Here is an 18,113-nt window from a genome sequence, read left to right as displayed (position 1 = left end):
AATTGCACGATCGATCTTTGCTCCATGATCGATCAGAAGCTTATTCTACAGATTAGAGACTTCCTATCCTCGCCAGATCAGGGCGACTGGTACCACTCCGGACTCTCCCTGTTTCAGCAGTCTACAGCCAATCCTTCCCTGGCCAGACTACTAGCCACCGGCGAGACACTCTTCTTTCGAAAAAAACTCCTCGGCGAGCTCCAGCAGCTCGTAGAGCAATACCCTCTCGAGGGGGAGACCCCGGTTCAAATAAAAAATGATGCAGGTCAAAAACCCGAAAACCCCGACCTGGATAAAGTCATCACCCGGCGAAATCACGCCGTACGCCGGCAAGACTACCTCAGAGGGCAGCTCCAGTTTCTCAGAGACGTACCACCTGCCAGGGCCTACCCCGTCTGCAGAGAGATCCTGGAAAAGCACGACGAGATCAACGCCTGCTGGAAGGTCATCCACCACCACAGCGAAACCGGCCAGCTAGACCTCACACCACTAGCCCTATTCGATCGTCACCCTCAGGGCCTCGATAGCCAGGTCAGCGCCATATTCAAGTCTGCCATCACCTACATGGATATAGCCCGGATCCACAGCAGCTACAAGTCCAACATCTCCCGTGCCAAAAACGGCAAGCTGCCCAAAGACAAGCTCCCATTCTACCAGGCAGTCCTGGACAAAGCCACAGAAATCCTTTCGGCTCCCGTTGCACCCGAAACCTACGAACTAGAAAACCACTGGAAAGATGAGTGATATCCAAAAAGCACCTCCCAAGCTCCTCACCATCCAAAACACCGATCGTGAATTGCTAGTCTCCTACCTCCGGGGCAACATCCCGCGGGCGCAGCTATCCCCTACACTACAGACTCATGTAGACCGCATGTACATCTGCGCAGACCTCATCCGCAAGTGGGGCACCAGGTTGCGGGTAGAGCCCATGCTCATCAGGTACATCAAAGACGCTACAGGATCCACCATCAGCAGATCCACCGCACGCAATATCTTCGAAGACACACAGCAGATCTTCTCCGTTACCAATCAGAGCAATAGCCAGCAGTTTTGGGTAGACATCCTCATGGGTGAGATCATGGCCACTAAAAAAAAGGCAGAAGCGGCCGAAGATTACCGGGCAGCTGTCAGCGCCCTCAAGGTCATGAAAGAAACCATCAAGGAATTGATGGGTACCATGGACGCCTCCATTTATGAGCGGATACAGCCACCAAAAATCATTCTAGGCTACTATCCAGAAGAGCTCAGAGTGGATAAGGTCCTCCCTGATCACGAGCTCAAAAAACTCATCGATAAACTCACCCAGAAAAAACGCCAAAAACTCTACGATCAGGTAGAAGAAGCTCAAACTATCGAAGATGAAGAATAAACCAACCGAAACTCCCCTCCCGGGAGGGGCTGGGGGTGGGTTGAAACGCATCCACCACAACATCCCCCAGATCCTGATCAACATGATCTGGGCACAGGTCACCATTTGTATCTGGGGACGTGCCACCGGTAAGACCGAGGGGCCAGGCACAGACTTCACCCTGCGCAATGCCCTCACCATGCCCAAGTCCCTGGGAGGCATCGTCTCAGTCACCTTTGACAAGATGCTCATGTTCATCATCCCCAAGCTCGTCAAAGGTTGGCAGCGCTATGGCTACATCCAGGACACCCACTTTTGGGTCCGCAAGTTTGCCCCAAAGGAGCTCAAACGTGAAAAACCATTTCTACCAGTCACAGATCCTAAGTACTTCATCCATTGGTTCAACGGCTCCGGACAGCAGCTCATCTCCCTCGATCGTGTAGGCATCTCCAACGCCTCAGACCTGGATTATATCTACGGAGATGAAGCTCGCTTTTTCAAAGAAGACAACTTCGCCGAGGTAGTCAATGCCAACCGGGGCAATGCCGAGCACTTTGGCCACCTCAGCCAGCATCACTCCATCCTGCTCACCACAGACATGCCTCGCGATCAGAGGGGGCGATGGCTCTTCCATTATTACGATCAGGTAGACAGGGAAGTCATCGATGGCATCATGATGCTCAGGCAAAGAGTACAGGAGCTTGAGCAGCAGCTAGAGGAGATCAATCAGAAGCTATACACCGGAGGAGTGTCCGAGTATCAGGAGAAAAAGCGCCGCAAGGTCCAGCGCCTCATAGATGATTTTGAGTCCGGTCTCAACGAGCTCCGCAAAGGCACCGTATTCGTCTCAGAAGCTTCCACCCTGGACAATGTAGATGCCCTGGGTATAGACGCCATACTAAACTTTAAGCGCAACCTTTCAGAGTACGTCTTTAGGTTATCAGTACTCAATGAGCGTATCGCCCAGGTCGAAAATGGCTTCTACTCCATGTTCGATCCGGACACCCACTGCTACACAGCTACCAACTACTCCTACCTGGACAAACTCCAGCTAGACGATTACAGCCAGGCAGCCACAGCAGATTGCCGCTGGTACTCAGACTATGACGCATCCCGGCCATTGCATATCTCCTGCGATCACAATGCCGCCATCAACTGGATCGTCACCGGCCAGATCCACAAGGCCCGCAAAGAAGCCCGCCAGCTCAACGCCATGTACGTGGAGCGCCCACTCAAGATCCGACACCTCATCAAAAAGTGGTACGACTACCACAAGTACCACCTCAAAAAAAACCCAACAGTCGTATTTTGGTATGATCACACATCCGTAGGTGACAATGCCTCCAAAGACCTCAATTTTGCCGAAGAGATCAAATCCATCCTTCGGAAGCTAGACTGCAAAGTCATCTCCAAGTACATCGGCCGCACACCATTTCACAGCACCAAGTATGAGTTTTGGGGCTCACTCCTGGAAGGGAAGCGCGAAGACGGCTGGAAGTTCATGGTCAACGAATCCACGCATCAGGAAGCCATTGTCGCCATACAGGGCACTGAGGTGAAAATCAGCGGTAAAAATGGATTCGAAAAAGACAAGTCCAAAGAGCGCGACAAAAACTTTCCCCAGGTAGAGGCGCCGCACGTCACAGAAGCCATGGACACCCTCTGGTGGGGACTCCTGGAGTCAGACATCCGCCATCAGTCAGAGTTTACAGATACCATGACAGGTTGATTCTTTTTTATCATTACCTTTATAATCATGGATCAAGCAGCTTGGTATAAAAACAAGATTTCTTCCCATTCAGGTGTCATTGATATCGCTAGAGAAAAACTCCCTTCAGTTATTGATTATCGATTTGATAGCGTTCGAATCCCTGTATCTAAGTCAATAGGTTTATCATCAAAAAGAATGCACTTGAATACAAGTGAGGTGCCATATTATGAAGTCGAATTCAGAAAGAATCGAATTGGGCGAGTGGTTGTTGGATGGGAATTTGTCAATATTTTTTAGCATGGATAATAAACTCAAACTATTAGGTAGATCCACTGGTGGTAAAGAACTACCCATTATCGAATTTATTAACGAAAATCACTCATTCGGAGCAGTAGAGCGTGCCGAAAAAATGGGATTCAAATTAAATCCAGACCTATATCGGATCGATAGAAAAATAGCTGATGGAATGGTACAAGAGGAGCTTGATAGACTAGCCCAAAAACGTGAGCTTGATTATTTTAAAGATATGGCCTATCACGCCAATATTTCCCCAGTAGTTCTGGATCTTACCCCTGAGGAAGTCTTCAAGGATTTTAAATCAATTCACGATCTATTATTCGCTATTTGGAAAACCATCCCTATCGCCTATCGATCCAAATATAAAATACCAATCAGCGATCGTCTACACTTCGAATATATTTCTGAGTGCCGCCAAAAATTCACTCCCGGACAAGCCCCCGCATTCGACAACTTTCTGGGCGTTCCATTCTTAATCCTAAATCATGAGCTGCGATAACAACATAGGTATCTGGGGCTTAATTGAAAAATCTATCAAAGGTGGAAGGGTTACTTTTCCTAATGACCCATTATTCAATGATTTTCTCAAAATGCATTCAAATGATTACGATCATATCGAATGTCAAAGAACTACTTGTCCGGATACGATTAGATTTCTCGCTTTAGACGCTCATTTCCAATCCAGAAAAGCACTACAGTGAATCCGAAATGATTCACGAGCAAAAATATTGCTGAAATAATAGATTTATACTAACCACCAACCGTCCTACCTTTTCCCCTCCGAATCCTCCACCTTCGAATTAAAAAAACGGAGGATTCAAAATGTTCGATCACCTTTCAGCCCAGGACCTGTATGTCTGCCTCTTCGGCATACTCATGTTCTGGTTCTTTCGCTTCAGCTCAGATAAAGATGAGATAGACAATGAGCTCAGCATAGACAAAGACATCTCCACCGCAGAGAAGCAAACCAGGCTCCGAGACTTTAATAGGAAGTGGATCCGCATCTGGATACTCTACAAGTGGGACAACATCTTTTGCCACATCCTGGCCAGCTTGCTATTTCTCTACCTGGGCGAGGAAAACCTCGAGGCATGGCTGGGAGATATCGCCACCAGACTACCTCAGGGCGCCAATCAGATCGGTAGTGCAGCAGTCATAGGCTACTTCGGCTCATTCATAGCCGAAGGCCTCAAAAAGCTAATCAAACTCATCAAAACTTAAACGTCCATCCCTCTACTCCTCCCCTTGGAGGGATAGAGGGATGGCTTTTTTTACGGCAAACATTTCTAAAAATGAAATTTCTCAAACTCATACTATTCCTGTGCTACATAGCCCTTCTAATAGCCCTCTTTAGCTGTAAAAACAGCCAGAAAAACACCTCTACATCCAAGACAGAGGCCACCTTAGAGCAGACCACCCACAGCGATATCCAAACACACCAGATAGCCTCCAAAACCACCGAGATCACCACCTCATCCTCCGGAGACACCCACGAGACTATTTCCTTTGAGATTGTGGGGCCCGTAGAGATCTCCCCAGACGGCACCATCACCGGCACAGATAGCACCACCAGGATTACCGGCACCAAAACCACCAGAAAGAAACACCAGGAAGAAAAGCAAGAAGTGAGTCAGGAATCAGACTCCAGTAAAACCAGCGATCAGTCCAAAAGCAAAACCAACACAACACTCAAAAACAAAGAGAAAGAACAAGAAGTCCATCGTACCGTATCTTGGAAGCCATGGATTATCCTGGGCATAGTCATTATCATCATTCTTGCAGGTTTATACATCCTGTACAAGATCTCATGAAATAGCTAATGCAATTTTTAAATAACTTTTAGCAATATTGCATTGCATTTTTGCAACACTATTGTTACATTAGCTACATGGTTAATTCGCAATGGCGAGTAAATTTTAGGCGGTGATACATTGGAGCCGGTCCTTGCACCGGCTCCAACACACTGGAACGTGACGAAAATACTGTTCATAGCTGGTTGGGTTTATTGTTTTTCATAATGGTCGTCCATCGGGTTCGAATCCCGGTTCCAGTGCATTCACACAAACACCGAAGAAAGCCCTTCGCCCCGTAAGGCGACAATGATGTGATTTGGGTGTGTAAGTTTCGAGATATCCGTAGCACACTATCAACATAGGATCTCCATTGACGGGCATAGACAACCACCGGGGCAGGCATTAGAGCCTGCCCCTAATTTTTGATTCAACCCATGAACCGAAAAGAGCGAAGAAAAGTTGAAAAGCGAGCAGTCAGAGAAGCTCATAAGATAAAGCAGTCCAAATCCTTCGAACTCGTTAATGCCATCAAGACCCTCAGAGATCGTGGTGCCATCAAAATCAATTACAGTACCTATCACGTACAGCTACTACGTAATCTTATGTGGGATAGTCACGATGCCCAGTGGCAAACAAACTTTACCGCCAGACTCCACGCCTACCTGGACGGCATGACCGGCAAAGACCCGGATGCCCCCGACTACAAACCACTCCCACTTACCATCACAGACCTCACCTCCGGGGAGCTTCTCATCACATTCTCCCCAGAATCATGAGCCGGGCATTATATGCACTTTTGGATGGGCTATCAGGCACTGCACCGCTGCCTACCCAGAGCATTGAGTTCGCCAACAATCGAATCGTCCTATTAGGAATTGTGAAGAGTCATTCAAGACCTATCCTTTTACACGGAAATATAAGAGACACCTTGATCAGATGGTGAGTTTCTACGAATCATACAAATTGAATCATGGATAAGTCTCCAGTTTACTTTGTAGATCAGTCAGGTCGCCTCGTTTTTGATGGTCATGATATATCAGGAGACTCCATTAAATTACTTGTAGTTGGTTGCTTGTCTACACATTCTTTTTCAGTGCGTTTATTTGATACACATAAATGAAAGTTCATCAAACCAAAGCCCTATTCCTTTCAGTCATTTGCATAGAAGGTATCCATCACCAGTTGGGCATGTCTGGTAATGCTGTACGCTCAATTCGTTCCCGTATTCGTCATCAGGGCCAGTGGCCATCCATTAACAAAATGCATGAGGTTCTGCAGCTGGCTGGTTACACTTCAGTCCATCATCACACCTGGATTCACCAGAAGCAGTCATCCAAGATTGCTTATACCAGAAAGAAGCTTCATCACCTTCTCACAGACCCTCATTTCGACCAGGACTTGAAAGATTTCCTCACTCCACTGCTTTCAGAAGACTAAATTTCGGTTGACTCCACCTCTAAAAAGATGTGTTTTGGCCTCTGCGTTGTATTTATGACACATTATATATCCCATATTTTTAAAAGTCTTATTTATAACACGTTGATTTTCTGACACTTTACTCTATATCCTGAAATTCAAAACATTTTTTAACACAGCGCCCTGCACGCCCCGCACTGTCGAGCCTATGCAATTGCATACAAAAAACAGCCTTATGTGATCTGCTGATTTCCTGTCCTATGCCATACGGGTGCTTGTCTGTTTGTTTGTACCATGCATTTAAAACAAGCTATAGAAAGAATGGAGAGTGGAGAACCATTCGATATTGGATTCTTTACCTGTTCCAAGTCTCGTGGTACTGGTGGTCAATACATCACTGGCAATCAGGTGCGACTAACTGGTAAGACATTCGACCAGGGAGGATGGTGCAGACCATTATTTCAAGATGGTCAACATCGAACGGTGCATGTAAAACTAATTGTAGAACTGAACGGAGAATTAGTTCAATGAGTGAGTCATCTTTGGAAGTCGTCCACGAGCGCGATGAAGCGCTAATAATGGTAAGTGAAAAAGCCATTTATGAAACAGGTACTTCATCAACTGCTGTCGCACCTCGAACAGCTAAGCGAGAAGAAACGAATGAACCCAATGATTACAAGATTGCCTACTGGGGAGATGGTAACGACTGGCCACAGCAAGTAGACAAGGACCTTGAGTTAAATACAGATCTCTGGCGCTCACTGGATATGAATGCCAGGGCTTTGTATGGTGGTGGCGTTGAATATTCAGTTTACAACTTCGAGACGGGAGATACTGAGAATAAGAAGATTTTTGAGATCGAGCAGTTCTTATTTCGAAACGCCCGCTATCCTCTCCAGGCTACAGTAGACTTCTATAAATATGCCAATGTTTTCCCCGAAATCATTGTCAATAAGCCTAAAACCAAAATAGTATGGTTAACCGCACACCCAGCTGGCCACTGTCGGTATGCGCTTCAGAAAGATTCAGGCAAGCTTGATAAATGCTTCATCAATGCGAACTGGGCGGAAAGAGCTACAGCTGATGATGAGTACACGCTCAAGCGACCACTTTTAGATCCGTGGGTAGACATGCCTGAAAGACTTGCCAAGCGCAATGACGGCCCTCGATTTGTATACCCACTATCCTATCCTTCCGGAAAAATATATTACCAGCTTCCCATCTGGAATGGCATTAGGCACAATGGCTGGCTGAAGCTGGCAAATGACATTCCGAAGCTGAAGGCAGCGGTCATGAAAAATCAAATGACCATCAAATACCACATTCGATTTCCAGACTATTACTGGTCATGGAAGTGGCCTGAGTGGGAAACATTTGATGCTAAAAAGAAAAAGGCATTGAAAAAAGCGGAATTTGATTCAATGACAAAGTGGCTCTCTGGCCCTGAGAATGCCGGAAAAACCATCGCCACTGGCTACAAGACCGATCCTGACACACTAAAGGCTTATCCTGGTGTTGAGATCCTACCAATCGATGATAAGCTGAAGCAAGGAATCTACATCGAGGATAGTACCGAGGCGTCGATCAAGCTGTTTGCTGCGGCAGGAATCGACCCCTCCCTGTTTGGATTTCAGTTGGGAGGTAAAACAAACCTTTCGGGAAGTGACAAACGTGAGGCTTATAACATTTTCGTGAGCTTCATGAAACCACATCAAGACATTGTCCTCAGACCTTACGATTATATCAGCTGGTTCAACGGATGGAATTCCAGCAAACAAATGATCATCTGGCGATTTTCCAGATCGTTCATGCAAATGCTCAATGCAGTAACCCCTTCACAACGCGAAACCACTCTCCCTGATGAAACTACTGATTAACGAAGAGGATATCAAATCTCAGGTTTCCTTAGCGAAATCTTTCTCCATCGACAAACTGAATGCCGATATACGAAGAGCTCAGCTCCGATGGATAAAATGGATTCTTGGGCCCACGCTGATGAATAGCCTGGCACTGGCGTATGAAGATGGTACCACAGACGAATCGGAAAAAGAACTGCTCGAATATGTACATCCAGCGCTGGCAAACATTGCTATTTGGATGTATATCCCAAAAGCAAACATGACTATCGAAGAAGATGGCATCAGCCAATACTCTTCAGATGAGAAAAAGCCTGTCACTCAGTGGAGCTTCAAAGCACTCAGTGGTAACCTGGCTCATGCCGGGCTGGACGGTCTCGATGATCTAATTGAGTTTTTGGAAGAAAATACGGGGATTTATGCCTGGAACTTTGCCAATACTCGCGAACTGTTCATTACTTCGGCTGTCATCTTCCAGAAGTATGTCAATATCAAATCTCGAAGACTGACTTTCCTATCCATGGAGCCATTGATGCGCGAGGTGGAAAGATCACAGGTCAAAGCAACTCTCGGACCTGATCTTTATGATTCACTTAAAAGTGAATGGCTTGCAAGTGGTGAGCTTTCCGCTAACAACGAAAAGTTGCTTGACTTCATCAGGGGTGCAATTGCTCATTTTAGCTATGCAGATTTCATCATTGAAAACTCAATGATCAGCGATGACCAGGGCTTTCACCTGCTGGAAAACTCTACCAGTGGCAGTACTGAGTCCGTGACTGCAGCTGAGCAAAGTCGCCTGAGATCCCGGAGGGATTTGCACATTGCCAAGGCCGAAAAGTACCTTCAGCAGCTCGCCGATTTTCTTTACACCAATGCTGACGACTATCCGCTCTACAAAAACAGCGATCTGTATGTAGAGGGTGAAAAGCCCTCTGATCATCTCGAAAACGATTCAGACTCACCAATATTCACGATGTTATGAGACGAATAAATAAGATCATCATTCATTGTTCAGCCACACCAGAAGACGTGTACTTTGGTCCTAAGCAGCTAGAAGCAATGCACTTAAAAAGAGGAATAAATTCTCCGGGGGGATATCATTATCTAATTACCAATAGTGGCATGCCTTATGAGATTAGACCTATAGAGAGAATTGGCGCTCATATTTATGGCCACAATACAGATTCAGTTGGTATTTGCTATTCTGGGGGGGTTGTTTCTGGAGGAAATCCAAATAAAGCAAGTGACGCCAAGGACACTAGAACAAATAGACAGAAATCGGCCATTGTCTCAACTATAGTTTACGTATTGAAAGTCTTAGAGCTTTACCAGCCCATTGATCATATCACAATAAAAGGGCATAGAGATTTCTCTCCAGATGTTGACGGAGATGGGATCATTGAACCATGGGAATTCATGAAACAATGCCCTTGCTTTGATGCCGAAATAGAGTATTGTGATATTTTTAATCAGTTAGCCCTATAATGAGCGCCCTCTATTTCAAAGGAAAAAAGTTTGACAACATCCCTGGTACCTGGAATGACCTCAAACCAAACCAGCTGATAACCATCGCAGGATTATTGCATGCCAATATCCATCCGAATGAGGCAGTCTTCAAAATCATCATGTGCCTCCTGGAAATTAGAAAGCATTGGTGGCTCGCCTGGAACCTATTGCTCAAAACCAGCCATGAGGATAAGATTGATTTCATGGCCGACACCCGATTATTAGCTGATTTCATACTTACCCCTGAGTCGTACTCCCTCACTCGCAATTTGATCCCTGTGATTACAATTCCTCGTACCATCCGCAAAAGTGAAAGACTATACGGCCCACCAGACAGTTGTAAAAAAATGGTATTCATGGAGTTCATCAAAGCGGAAACGTATTACCTGGCGTACCGAAAGAACTACACAAATGTTCCATTACGCATGCAATCGCTTAACCGTCTGATAGCAGTATTATACAGACACAAGCAAATCATTAGCAATACGTCCACCTGGAATGGAGACGTTCGCGAAGTATACAATGACAATACGGTCATTTATCGTGCTGAAAAAATCATTGCCCAAATACCTGACAATATAAAATACGCCATCCTGATCTTCTACATCAGCTGCAGAGCCATTAAGGTCGAGCGATACAATCACGTATTTAGTGGTGAGACTGGATCCGGAGGTGGCAATTGGATAGATGCGCTCAGATCCATGGCCGGCGGGGCGCTCAACATGGAGAAAATTTCCATGGTAGATGCTGATGTGGCACTCTACGATCTCAACAAATCAATCGAAGAAAGCAAAAGGAAATAACCAATGACAAACGATAAAATTGTCAAACTACTCACCATCATTCATGACTATGTGCCTGCAGTGGCTGGATCTGGTACCGGTGTTATCATGGTTTATATTCAAACCTGGCAAGACAAACTTCTCAATGGCATGATCAGCGTCATCACATCACTTGTAATCACCCTTGGCACCTTCTTTCTCACCCGCTATCTCAAACTAAAATTTCCCACTAAGAAATGAAAGCACTCGACGCTACCAACTGGTTTAAAGATGTAGGCAATCGCCTGAAGATGCTTTCAGGCTTTTTTCACAACATTGACCACTTCAAAAAAGAAGTATCCAACCTGGACAAATCAAGCCTCTACCTGGTCATGGATGAACCAAAGGGAGGCCTTTCCGGACAGAGCAATGAAAACATTCGCGATGGACAGAAATTTGGATTCTTCATTTTTAGTCATGTATCCAACAACGACTGGGAAGCTGAAGATGCCGTCTATGATCAAGCCAAAACCGCCGCACTAAAGATTCTGGGCAAAGTGTATCACGAAAGACTCAACCAGGAAGGACTGTTTAGATTCGGTAATATCGATGGTGTAGATTACATGAAAGTAGGCCCAGAGTACAGCAAGTGGTTCGGATGCTTCTGCACATTTACAGTCTCCGACAATGCCAATGACCAGCTGGTCTATGACGAAAACGACTGGGAACCTCTTACCTAATCAGTAATCGAAGCTCAATCCCACATATACGCACTTTTTCGCCGTTGGATGAATAAGACTGAGGGCTTATTAATCCAGCAGCTGGTCCGTCAGGGCATTGGCGTGACACACGAGCTACGCAAGCAGCTGCACCAGGAGCTACGCTCCAAAGGTGAAGGATACCTCGAGGGGGAGTTTACCATGCTCACGTATGGAAGATATGTAGATATGGGAGTTGGTCGCGGCAAGTCGCTGGGGATGTCTACTCGTGGTAGTCTGGATCTTGACAAAGGCAGGAAAGCGCGAAAACCAAAGAAATGGTACTCCAAAACCTTCTATGGCCGACTGTATGATCTATACGGAGCCATTGGCTATCAGATCAGTCAGGAAGTGTTAAGTGGTATAAAAGAGCCGCTGAAGGCAGCTTAATTTCCCGTCCTACCACACCACACTCCCCCGCTCTACCTTGGCCCAAAAAGGAGATCTTCTTTGGCCAATTTCCAGGATACCGCAAAAACCACCGTCATCGTAGATGGCAAACAAGGCATCAATGAGCTCGGCAAGCTCGAGATGGAAGCTAACGAGTACAAAAAAGCACTCGAGGGCATGCGCAAGGGCACTTCTGCTTATGTCAATACCTCCAAAAAACTCACAGACACTAAAAAGAGAATCACCGAGCTACGCCAGGAGCTAGGCACAGCAGGCATGACCATGCGCCAGCTGCGAAATCATGCCAGAGATCTTCAAAGACAGGTAGATACCACCGTAGACAGAAGTACCAAGGAGTACAAAAAGCTAAAATCAGAGCTTATTCAGGTAAACAAAGTCATTCGCCATCAGCGAATGGAGGTGCGTGGCCTTACAGGAGTCTGGCACAACCTCGGACGATCCTTCAAACAGTCGCTCTCACTATTCGGACCATCAGCCCTCATCACTACAGGTATCTACACCCTGATCAGCGGTATCAGAAGTTTTGTTACCACCTTCAAAAACTTCCAGGAAATAAATAGTGAGCTAGCTGGTATCCTCCGGGTCGCAACCAAAGAGACTGTGGCACTCCAGGCTCAGCAGCTCCGGCTCGGCAAGACCACCGAATTCACCGCCAGGCAAGTAGCTCAGGCCCAGATCGAGTTGGCACGATTGGGCCAGGAGGAGCAAAACATCATCAAGATGACTCCTGGGATCCTCGCTGCAGCTACAGCTATGAAAGTCAGCCTCGCTGAAGCCGCTGAGCTGGTGGCCGGCCAGCTAAATGCTTTCAATCTGCAGGCCGAAGAATCTACACGAGTTGCTGACGTACTGTCCAAATCCACTCAGATAAGTGCTTTCAACTTCGAGCGCCTCAAAACCGCCCTGGCCATTGTTTCTCCTGCTGCCAAAGCCAGCAACGTGTCTTTAGAGCAAACCCTGGCAATTTTGTCAGCGGCCATAGATGCCAATGTAGATGCTTCCAGTGCTGGCACCGCACTCAGAAACATCTTCATTGACATTGCGGACAAAGGACTCTCGTTAAATGACGCTCTGGCCAAAATCAAAAACAGCCAGGACAAACTCACTACAGCCAATGAGCTATTCGGTAAGCGTGGAGCTGTCGTCTCCGCCATTATCGCCGAAAACACAGACAAGATCCTGGCAAACACCGCAGCGCTAAACGATGCTAAGGGCACTGCCCAGGAGTTTGCAGACAAGCAACTAGACAACCTCACCGGAGATATCAAGCTCTTAAACTCTGCATGGGAAGGGTTATTACTCACAGTTGAAAAGGGGGATGGGGTCATTGCTGGCGCACTTCGTGGCACTGTTCAGATGGCCACAGAAGCAGTTACTGCGATCACAAATCTCGACCTGGTCTTCTCTACCATGTTCGATTCATTTGACCGTCTTTCAGACAATGAAATATTGAAGTTGATGGATGCCGGGATGCAGACCGACTCAGGTAAATCAGTACTATCATTTTTCAAGAAATTGGAAGATATCCCCATGGATAAAATCATCGCCAACACTGAAAAATATAAAAAGGTTGTTGTTGATGCCTTGGTATCAGAGGGAGAGACTCTAGAACAATCCTCTCGAATTTTTGATGTTTGGTATGCCAGCAAAGAGAAAGGCTACGAAATAGCTATCAAGTCTCAAGAATCGTATGATCACGCGCTCAATAAAGGGATAGACTCCTTTGACAAATTCCAGGAAAAATACGGTGAGAATTTTAAACACATAAAATTCGGCCAGGAAAAGCTCATCGAGATCGAAAAACTGTATCAAAAAGCGATTGAAGACAGACAAAATGCTCAGTCTGGTCAGACCAGTCCTCGAGGCCCTCAGCAGGCCTCGGACCCGGCAGAAGAAGATTTAGATTGGAGCTGGATAGACGATGGTGAGGAGCTCCTGGATGTCATGGTAGATGACTGGGACAATCTGTGGTTGCAGCTAAAGCATGGCAAGGGAGAATTCTATGAGTCGCTCAATGAACAGACACTAGAGTTTGAAGAAGCCTTTACCGACAGCTTTGACGCCATGATGGACAAAGATCTGGAAGCAACGCTCAGCTTCCTAGAAAACCTGAAGATCAAGGATGAAGCTATCAAAAAGCAGAAAAAGGAAAACCTTCGCGATTTTCAGTCCCTGGGAGCTAGTGCTGGCGAAATATTCGGAGCCCTTGCCAGCTTACAGTCAGATGCTACCGAGCACGGCATCAGATCAGCTGCACGGCTGGCAAATGCTCAGGTAGTAGCAAGCAATGTAGCTGTTTTGGCTGAGCAGGCATCGGCATTAGCTACAGCCATCAAGGCTGGTACCGTAGCTGGTGCTACAGCCGGACCAGCAGCACCGTTGGCCATTCCTGCTGCTATAGCCGCTATTGTGGGCACAGTAATGTCCGCTTTCGCATCTATTAGAGCCAATAGCATGCAAGCCGATGCCCAAATCGAGCAACTCGGTAGTCAAAAAAAGGAAACAGCTTCCCCTCGATCCTACTATCATGGCAACCTGGACGCTCCGGAGACTTATACAGGCATGCGAGATGCCTATGGCCCATTGGTAGGCTCAGCTGCCGGGGGCATGTATCATCCTCAGGAGGGCCTCATTCCGGCTTATATCCGGCATGATCCTGAGTCAATAAACGCAGAGGCAATTTTGGCAGCCAAAGCAGCCGGATATTCCCTGGATAGATCTGCTCAGGGTGGAAGTATGAGTCACAACATCTCCCTAGATGTGCAAAAGCTCGATGCTGCAGTAGATAAGCTGGGCGCTTTTATTAATGTCCTAATTCAAAAAGGCATTCCTTCCTACTTTACACCCCGTGAACATGAGCGAGCAAATGACTACCAAGCTAAAAAAACTAATACACGCGATCGTGGGGCACTCTCATAAATCGGAGCCGCTGTTCGCGGAGATTAACATCTACACGTGCAGCTGTGGACACTACTATTACGACTGGGACTGATGGCAATTACGATCATATCACAACAACCGACTGACCCGTGTTTTTCGAAAAACGTAGTAGCCTGGAAGGTGTCTACGACGAACAAACATGCCGTGGTATGTCGCTTGTTTGTGGAGACTAGCCCGCACAGCGGCACTTATGAGTTTGTAACTGCGCTGAAGGCATGGCCAGACAGCAACAGCCAGTGCACCTTCTATGTGCACGACCTGCTGGAGGCTGATGTGCTGAACTATGACGCTCCCGTTTTTTTCGACGATGACGTGGTGATGGCTAATACCTCTCGCCGGATAAAGTGTGAGTTCTACGAAGATGACCCGGCGCAGCTGGAGCTGGTAGAGGAGATCTACCATGAGGATAGCGATGAGGAGACGCTGAGCTGGGTGGATATCACCGCACTGGAAACAGGCGAGGACTACATAGTGGTGCTGGAGACAGACCAGGTGTTTGCCTCGCTCCGCACCAGATCCGGCGCCAGTACGCAGAACTTCAACAAGCTCTACGAGCTGGGAGATGAGCTATGGCTAGATACCACTGACATAGCGGCAGGTACTTACGATGAGCTGGAGGTGCCCGGCTATACGAATGCTACCATTTATAAAGGACTGAAATACACGATCGTGACCAGCGATGTGGTGGCTGTGCTGCTGGGTGGGTATGATAGTGTGAATATGTATTTCATTCTAGCACCGCCAGACGCACCATCCAACCTTCATAGTACTGTTGAAAGCGACACAGAAAACCGCCTAACCTGGACGGATAACTCAGAAAATGAAACTGTCTTTGAAATAGAAAGAAGTTTGGATAGGGTGACCGGCTGGACTAAAGTCGGTGAAGTAATTGAAAATGTAACTGAATATATAGACGATATATCCGAGTAATATGGAACTAACTGAAATAAACCTGGAAACAATTAATGACGCAGATGAGCTGATCGGTATTGCCTCGCATTGTGTAAAGGTTATGAACAAAGTAGATAACGCAGTTAATGCATATGGTGGCTTCAATTCATTTCCTTATCTGAATGCTGAGTTGAAGGATGATGGCCTTGTACATCTGACGCTTAGCAAAGATCCAGATGAACCGGTCTTTACCTTATCTCCAGGTGACTTTAACAACATGATGTCACACCTGCGTGACACCTATTTCCCAGGAGTAAAAGCCTTTGCTGAGAATATGCGTAATGAGGCTATTGCAAAAACTGATGAAATAGTAAATCCACCTGCATGACAGATTACAACGCTACATATCTTGGGCGAGTGGCTAATGCGATTAGCCAGCTTGGCAATGCGCTCTCTGGTGGTAATCCTGATATATCAGTGTCTGCTCGTATAGGCTTTATGAGCCTGATTATGCGGTCTGACAGCTTGTTTTGGATTGTTTGTAGGGTGATAGTTGATTTTACTTTCTACCCAGTAGACGGAAAAGGACACTGCAAGAATGCTTACTTAAGTGATATTGACGAGGACTTCAAGGTAGGTCAGGGATGGGTGCCAGGCTTAGTGATTATGTCCATTCTGATGATCTTATTTTGCTTGGTGCTGAGTCCAATTACATGGTTTTACTATTTAATTCGAATATTACATGCCTAACTGGAAAGAAGGAATAGACTGGGCAACAGATCCGACTGGTGCTACAGCAAAAGCCAATCATTACTTTGTGGCTCCATGGGGAGATGACGGCACAGGAACTGGCACTGCTGCAAACCCTTGGCAAACTATAGCAACAGCTATAGCATCGACATCATCAACTGCCACGATTGTGATTTATACGGGGGTTTATCAAGAAACCGGTTTGAGTGCTGGTACAAGAAATATTATCGGAGACGGTAGTGTCATGCTGCTAGGTGCGGGATCTGGTATTGGTCTTACAATTGGGGGATCAAATAATTATGTCAAGAATATAATATTCAAAAATTACGACACCGGTTTGAGAATAACTAATTCCGCGAATTCTACTTACGCTGAGGATTGTGTATTTGTGAATGCGGGCTTATTAAATCAGTACACTTTTACAGGAGGGGCTTTTGGATATATTAGAGGGTGCATTCTTATCAATTCCGTGTATACCGCTGGACAGGCTACGGCAAGAAGGGATACAACCTTTGATAGTATAATAATTAACTCCCCTATTTCAGGAAACGGAACTCACAGAGGTTGTTACATAGATGAAAACTCACACCTGACCATGACCGTGGCTGGTGATCCTGCGACGAACAGTAATATAAGGGGGAGCATCACTATAGATGGAACCTCTTATACTGATCTGGCGGCAGCCAATGCAGCAAACCCAACATATTTTTCGGGGTGTGTAGATTTAGATCCTAAGTTTAACAATGCTGAGGGGGGAGATTTTAGCCTTGCGGCTGATAGCCCTCATATTGGAGCGGGAAATGCTGGCAATAACATTGGAGGGACAACTTTTGGCCAATCCTATTTCTATGGCTCAGAATGGCTTGATGCAATAATCGATTCTGATGCAAACTTAACTTATAATGTAAGTACAGGAGAAATAGAAGTAGCTGCAGATACCGTAGTGGAGACGGGGGAGTTTCAGGAATCAAATTTGAGATACCTACCTCGATTAGATTTGTGTGGGTTTCCATCCTTAGACAATGACGCAATAATAGCATTAGCTGGTCAGGATCGACTTATCTATGAATGTGCTTGGTCTGGTCTGGATGGTATTTATGGACCGTGGAAACGTTTTAGGTTTGGTGAGATCCCATCTGTAGATACACTCGGAAACTACAATGGGGAGGAGGACTACAGATGGGGTGAAACTGAGAAAATAATTATGTATAAGCGAAAGTATCGATTCACTTTTCGAGCTAACGGACTCTAAAATGCCAGTAGATAAACTTACCGGATTAGTTTTTTATCCAGACAATGATTTTCTGATCAGGAAATTTACGGGATTGAAGTTTGAATACCTGGAAAATTTGTCTGTGGCTGTTGTAGATCAGTTTGGCAATCTAGTGTCAGGAGCTACAATTACGATCGAGCGTAATGGTGGAGCCGCCCAGCAATACACATTACCAGCCGGGGAGCTTTTTGAGCTTGTGGAAGGATCAACCGACTTTGTGATTTCTGCAATAGAGACAGATACGCATATTCCTGTCAGCCCACCACAGGCATTTACATTCGATGGTTCAAACAAGAAATCGGTAATACTGGAAGTTCGCAGGGCATATTACTACCGCGTAAGAGCGGTGAGAGATGGGCTTAAAAGCAATTGGAGTAACACAGCAAAACTAGCGTTGTAATA

The 18,113-nt window shown here is 46.1% G+C and carries 23 protein-coding genes; all 23 read left to right on the top strand.

Annotated elements, in window-relative coordinates; genetic code table 11:
- Positions 1 to 24 precede the first annotated feature (24 nt).
- Entirely contained in the window at positions 25 to 744 is a 720-nt protein-coding gene (locus C7460_RS06140) for a hypothetical protein (RefSeq protein WP_115867210.1), read from the top strand.
- Positions 737 to 1,369, top strand: coding sequence for a hypothetical protein (locus C7460_RS06135; protein ID WP_115867209.1), 633 nt, complete (start codon positions 737 to 739; stop codon positions 1,367 to 1,369). Before C7460_RS06140 ends, C7460_RS06135 begins: the two co-directional genes overlap by 8 nt.
- Entirely contained in the window at positions 1,359 to 3,077 is a 1,719-nt protein-coding gene (locus C7460_RS06130; RefSeq protein ID WP_115867208.1) for a hypothetical protein, read from the top strand. Before C7460_RS06135 ends, C7460_RS06130 begins: the two co-directional genes overlap by 11 nt.
- A 27-nt stretch (positions 3,078 to 3,104) precedes the next feature.
- Entirely contained in the window at positions 3,105 to 3,356 is a 252-nt protein-coding gene (locus C7460_RS06125; protein ID WP_115867207.1) for a hypothetical protein, read from the top strand.
- 1 nt (position 3,357) lies between these two features.
- Positions 3,358 to 3,855: a hypothetical protein gene (locus tag C7460_RS06120; protein WP_115867206.1), complete on the top strand. Its 498-nt coding sequence runs from the start codon at positions 3,358 to 3,360 to the stop codon at positions 3,853 to 3,855.
- 323 nt (positions 3,856 to 4,178) lie between these two features.
- A complete protein-coding gene (locus tag C7460_RS06115; protein ID WP_115867205.1) occupies positions 4,179 to 4,577 on the top strand; it encodes a hypothetical protein in 399 nt (132 codons plus the stop codon).
- A 71-nt stretch (positions 4,578 to 4,648) separates the two neighbouring features.
- The gene (locus C7460_RS06110; RefSeq protein WP_115867204.1) at positions 4,649 to 5,167 is read left to right on the top strand and encodes a hypothetical protein; all 519 of its coding nucleotides are present in this window, start codon (positions 4,649 to 4,651) and stop codon (positions 5,165 to 5,167) included.
- 416 nt (positions 5,168 to 5,583) lie between these two features.
- Positions 5,584 to 5,925, top strand: coding sequence for a hypothetical protein (locus C7460_RS06105; RefSeq protein WP_115867203.1), 342 nt, complete (start codon positions 5,584 to 5,586; stop codon positions 5,923 to 5,925).
- 340 nt (positions 5,926 to 6,265) lie between these two features.
- Entirely contained in the window at positions 6,266 to 6,586 is a 321-nt protein-coding gene (locus C7460_RS06100) for a hypothetical protein (RefSeq protein ID WP_115867202.1), read from the top strand.
- Between the two features lie 300 nt (positions 6,587 to 6,886).
- Positions 6,887 to 7,096 (top strand): hypothetical protein, encoded by a 210-nt coding sequence (locus C7460_RS24010; protein WP_147302870.1) that lies wholly within the window; start codon positions 6,887 to 6,889, stop codon positions 7,094 to 7,096.
- Entirely contained in the window at positions 7,093 to 8,442 is a 1,350-nt protein-coding gene (locus C7460_RS06090; RefSeq protein ID WP_115867200.1) for a hypothetical protein, read from the top strand. The genes C7460_RS24010 and C7460_RS06090 overlap by 4 nt, the downstream gene beginning before the upstream one ends.
- Positions 8,426 to 9,403 (top strand): DUF6712 family protein, encoded by a 978-nt coding sequence (locus C7460_RS06085; protein ID WP_115867199.1) that lies wholly within the window; start codon positions 8,426 to 8,428, stop codon positions 9,401 to 9,403. The genes C7460_RS06090 and C7460_RS06085 overlap by 17 nt, the downstream gene beginning before the upstream one ends.
- Positions 9,400 to 9,906: an N-acetylmuramoyl-L-alanine amidase gene (locus C7460_RS06080; protein WP_115867198.1), complete on the top strand. Its 507-nt coding sequence runs from the start codon at positions 9,400 to 9,402 to the stop codon at positions 9,904 to 9,906. Before C7460_RS06085 ends, C7460_RS06080 begins: the two co-directional genes overlap by 4 nt.
- Positions 9,906 to 10,730: a hypothetical protein gene (locus C7460_RS06075; RefSeq protein ID WP_115867197.1), complete on the top strand. Its 825-nt coding sequence runs from the start codon at positions 9,906 to 9,908 to the stop codon at positions 10,728 to 10,730. Before C7460_RS06080 ends, C7460_RS06075 begins: the two co-directional genes overlap by 1 nt.
- Before the next feature lie 3 nt (positions 10,731 to 10,733).
- The gene (locus tag C7460_RS06070; protein WP_115867196.1) at positions 10,734 to 10,949 is read left to right on the top strand and encodes a hypothetical protein; all 216 of its coding nucleotides are present in this window, start codon (positions 10,734 to 10,736) and stop codon (positions 10,947 to 10,949) included.
- On the top strand, positions 10,946 to 11,428 hold the full coding sequence (locus C7460_RS06065; protein ID WP_115867195.1) for a hypothetical protein: 483 nt from the start codon (positions 10,946 to 10,948) through the stop codon (positions 11,426 to 11,428). Before C7460_RS06070 ends, C7460_RS06065 begins: the two co-directional genes overlap by 4 nt.
- A 48-nt stretch (positions 11,429 to 11,476) precedes the next feature.
- Complete coding sequence (locus tag C7460_RS06060; protein WP_115867194.1) at positions 11,477 to 11,836, top strand: hypothetical protein; 360 nt, start codon at positions 11,477 to 11,479, stop codon at positions 11,834 to 11,836.
- 60 nt (positions 11,837 to 11,896) lie between these two features.
- On the top strand, positions 11,897 to 14,776 hold the full coding sequence (locus C7460_RS06055; protein WP_115867193.1) for a phage tail tape measure protein: 2,880 nt from the start codon (positions 11,897 to 11,899) through the stop codon (positions 14,774 to 14,776).
- 72 nt (positions 14,777 to 14,848) lie between these two features.
- Complete coding sequence (locus C7460_RS06050; protein WP_170147908.1) at positions 14,849 to 15,727, top strand: hypothetical protein; 879 nt, start codon at positions 14,849 to 14,851, stop codon at positions 15,725 to 15,727.
- Position 15,728: 1 nt separating this feature from the next.
- Positions 15,729 to 16,076, top strand: a complete 348-nt coding sequence (locus C7460_RS06045) for a hypothetical protein (protein ID WP_115867191.1) — start codon at positions 15,729 to 15,731, stop codon at positions 16,074 to 16,076.
- The gene (locus tag C7460_RS06040; RefSeq protein WP_115867190.1) at positions 16,073 to 16,438 is read left to right on the top strand and encodes a hypothetical protein; all 366 of its coding nucleotides are present in this window, start codon (positions 16,073 to 16,075) and stop codon (positions 16,436 to 16,438) included. Before C7460_RS06045 ends, C7460_RS06040 begins: the two co-directional genes overlap by 4 nt.
- Positions 16,431 to 17,690 (top strand): hypothetical protein, encoded by a 1,260-nt coding sequence (locus tag C7460_RS06035; RefSeq protein ID WP_115867189.1) that lies wholly within the window; start codon positions 16,431 to 16,433, stop codon positions 17,688 to 17,690. Before C7460_RS06040 ends, C7460_RS06035 begins: the two co-directional genes overlap by 8 nt.
- Before the next feature lies 1 nt (position 17,691).
- Positions 17,692 to 18,111, top strand: coding sequence for a hypothetical protein (locus C7460_RS06030; RefSeq protein ID WP_115867188.1), 420 nt, complete (start codon positions 17,692 to 17,694; stop codon positions 18,109 to 18,111).
- Positions 18,112 to 18,113 lie beyond the last annotated feature (2 nt).

Origin of the sequence: Marinoscillum furvescens DSM 4134 (assembly GCF_003386095.1) — a bacterium.
GTDB lineage: Bacteria > Bacteroidota > Bacteroidia > Cytophagales > Cyclobacteriaceae > Marinoscillum > Marinoscillum furvescens.
Note: the sequence above shows the minus strand (reverse complement) of the source record. Positions and strands in the feature narration are given on the sequence as shown.

Bases quoted from the DNA above. Each gene is read 5' to 3' on its own strand.
- C7460_RS06140 (WP_115867210.1), top strand. From the start codon at position 25: ATGATCGATCAGAAGCTTATTCTACAGATTAGAGACTTCCTATCCTCG.
- C7460_RS06135 (WP_115867209.1), top strand. From the start codon at position 737: ATGAGTGATATCCAAAAAGCACCTCCCAAGCTCCTCACCATCCAAAAC.
- C7460_RS06130 (WP_115867208.1), top strand. From the start codon at position 1,359: ATGAAGAATAAACCAACCGAAACTCCCCTCCCGGGAGGGGCTGGGGGT.
- C7460_RS06125 (WP_115867207.1), top strand. From the start codon at position 3,105: ATGGATCAAGCAGCTTGGTATAAAAACAAGATTTCTTCCCATTCAGGT.
- C7460_RS06120 (WP_115867206.1), top strand. From the start codon at position 3,358: ATGGATAATAAACTCAAACTATTAGGTAGATCCACTGGTGGTAAAGAA.
- C7460_RS06115 (WP_115867205.1), top strand. From the start codon at position 4,179: ATGTTCGATCACCTTTCAGCCCAGGACCTGTATGTCTGCCTCTTCGGC.
- C7460_RS06110 (WP_115867204.1), top strand. From the start codon at position 4,649: ATGAAATTTCTCAAACTCATACTATTCCTGTGCTACATAGCCCTTCTA.
- C7460_RS06105 (WP_115867203.1), top strand. From the start codon at position 5,584: ATGAACCGAAAAGAGCGAAGAAAAGTTGAAAAGCGAGCAGTCAGAGAA.
- C7460_RS06100 (WP_115867202.1), top strand. From the start codon at position 6,266: ATGAAAGTTCATCAAACCAAAGCCCTATTCCTTTCAGTCATTTGCATA.
- C7460_RS24010 (WP_147302870.1), top strand. From the start codon at position 6,887: ATGGAGAGTGGAGAACCATTCGATATTGGATTCTTTACCTGTTCCAAG.
- C7460_RS06090 (WP_115867200.1), top strand. From the start codon at position 7,093: ATGAGTGAGTCATCTTTGGAAGTCGTCCACGAGCGCGATGAAGCGCTA.
- C7460_RS06085 (WP_115867199.1), top strand. From the start codon at position 8,426: ATGAAACTACTGATTAACGAAGAGGATATCAAATCTCAGGTTTCCTTA.
- C7460_RS06080 (WP_115867198.1), top strand. From the start codon at position 9,400: ATGAGACGAATAAATAAGATCATCATTCATTGTTCAGCCACACCAGAA.
- C7460_RS06075 (WP_115867197.1), top strand. From the start codon at position 9,906: ATGAGCGCCCTCTATTTCAAAGGAAAAAAGTTTGACAACATCCCTGGT.
- C7460_RS06070 (WP_115867196.1), top strand. From the start codon at position 10,734: ATGACAAACGATAAAATTGTCAAACTACTCACCATCATTCATGACTAT.
- C7460_RS06065 (WP_115867195.1), top strand. From the start codon at position 10,946: ATGAAAGCACTCGACGCTACCAACTGGTTTAAAGATGTAGGCAATCGC.
- C7460_RS06060 (WP_115867194.1), top strand. From the start codon at position 11,477: ATGAATAAGACTGAGGGCTTATTAATCCAGCAGCTGGTCCGTCAGGGC.
- C7460_RS06050 (WP_170147908.1), top strand. From the start codon at position 14,849: ATGGCAATTACGATCATATCACAACAACCGACTGACCCGTGTTTTTCG.
- C7460_RS06045 (WP_115867191.1), top strand. From the start codon at position 15,729: ATGGAACTAACTGAAATAAACCTGGAAACAATTAATGACGCAGATGAG.
- C7460_RS06040 (WP_115867190.1), top strand. From the start codon at position 16,073: ATGACAGATTACAACGCTACATATCTTGGGCGAGTGGCTAATGCGATT.
- C7460_RS06035 (WP_115867189.1), top strand. From the start codon at position 16,431: ATGCCTAACTGGAAAGAAGGAATAGACTGGGCAACAGATCCGACTGGT.
- C7460_RS06030 (WP_115867188.1), top strand. From the start codon at position 17,692: ATGCCAGTAGATAAACTTACCGGATTAGTTTTTTATCCAGACAATGAT.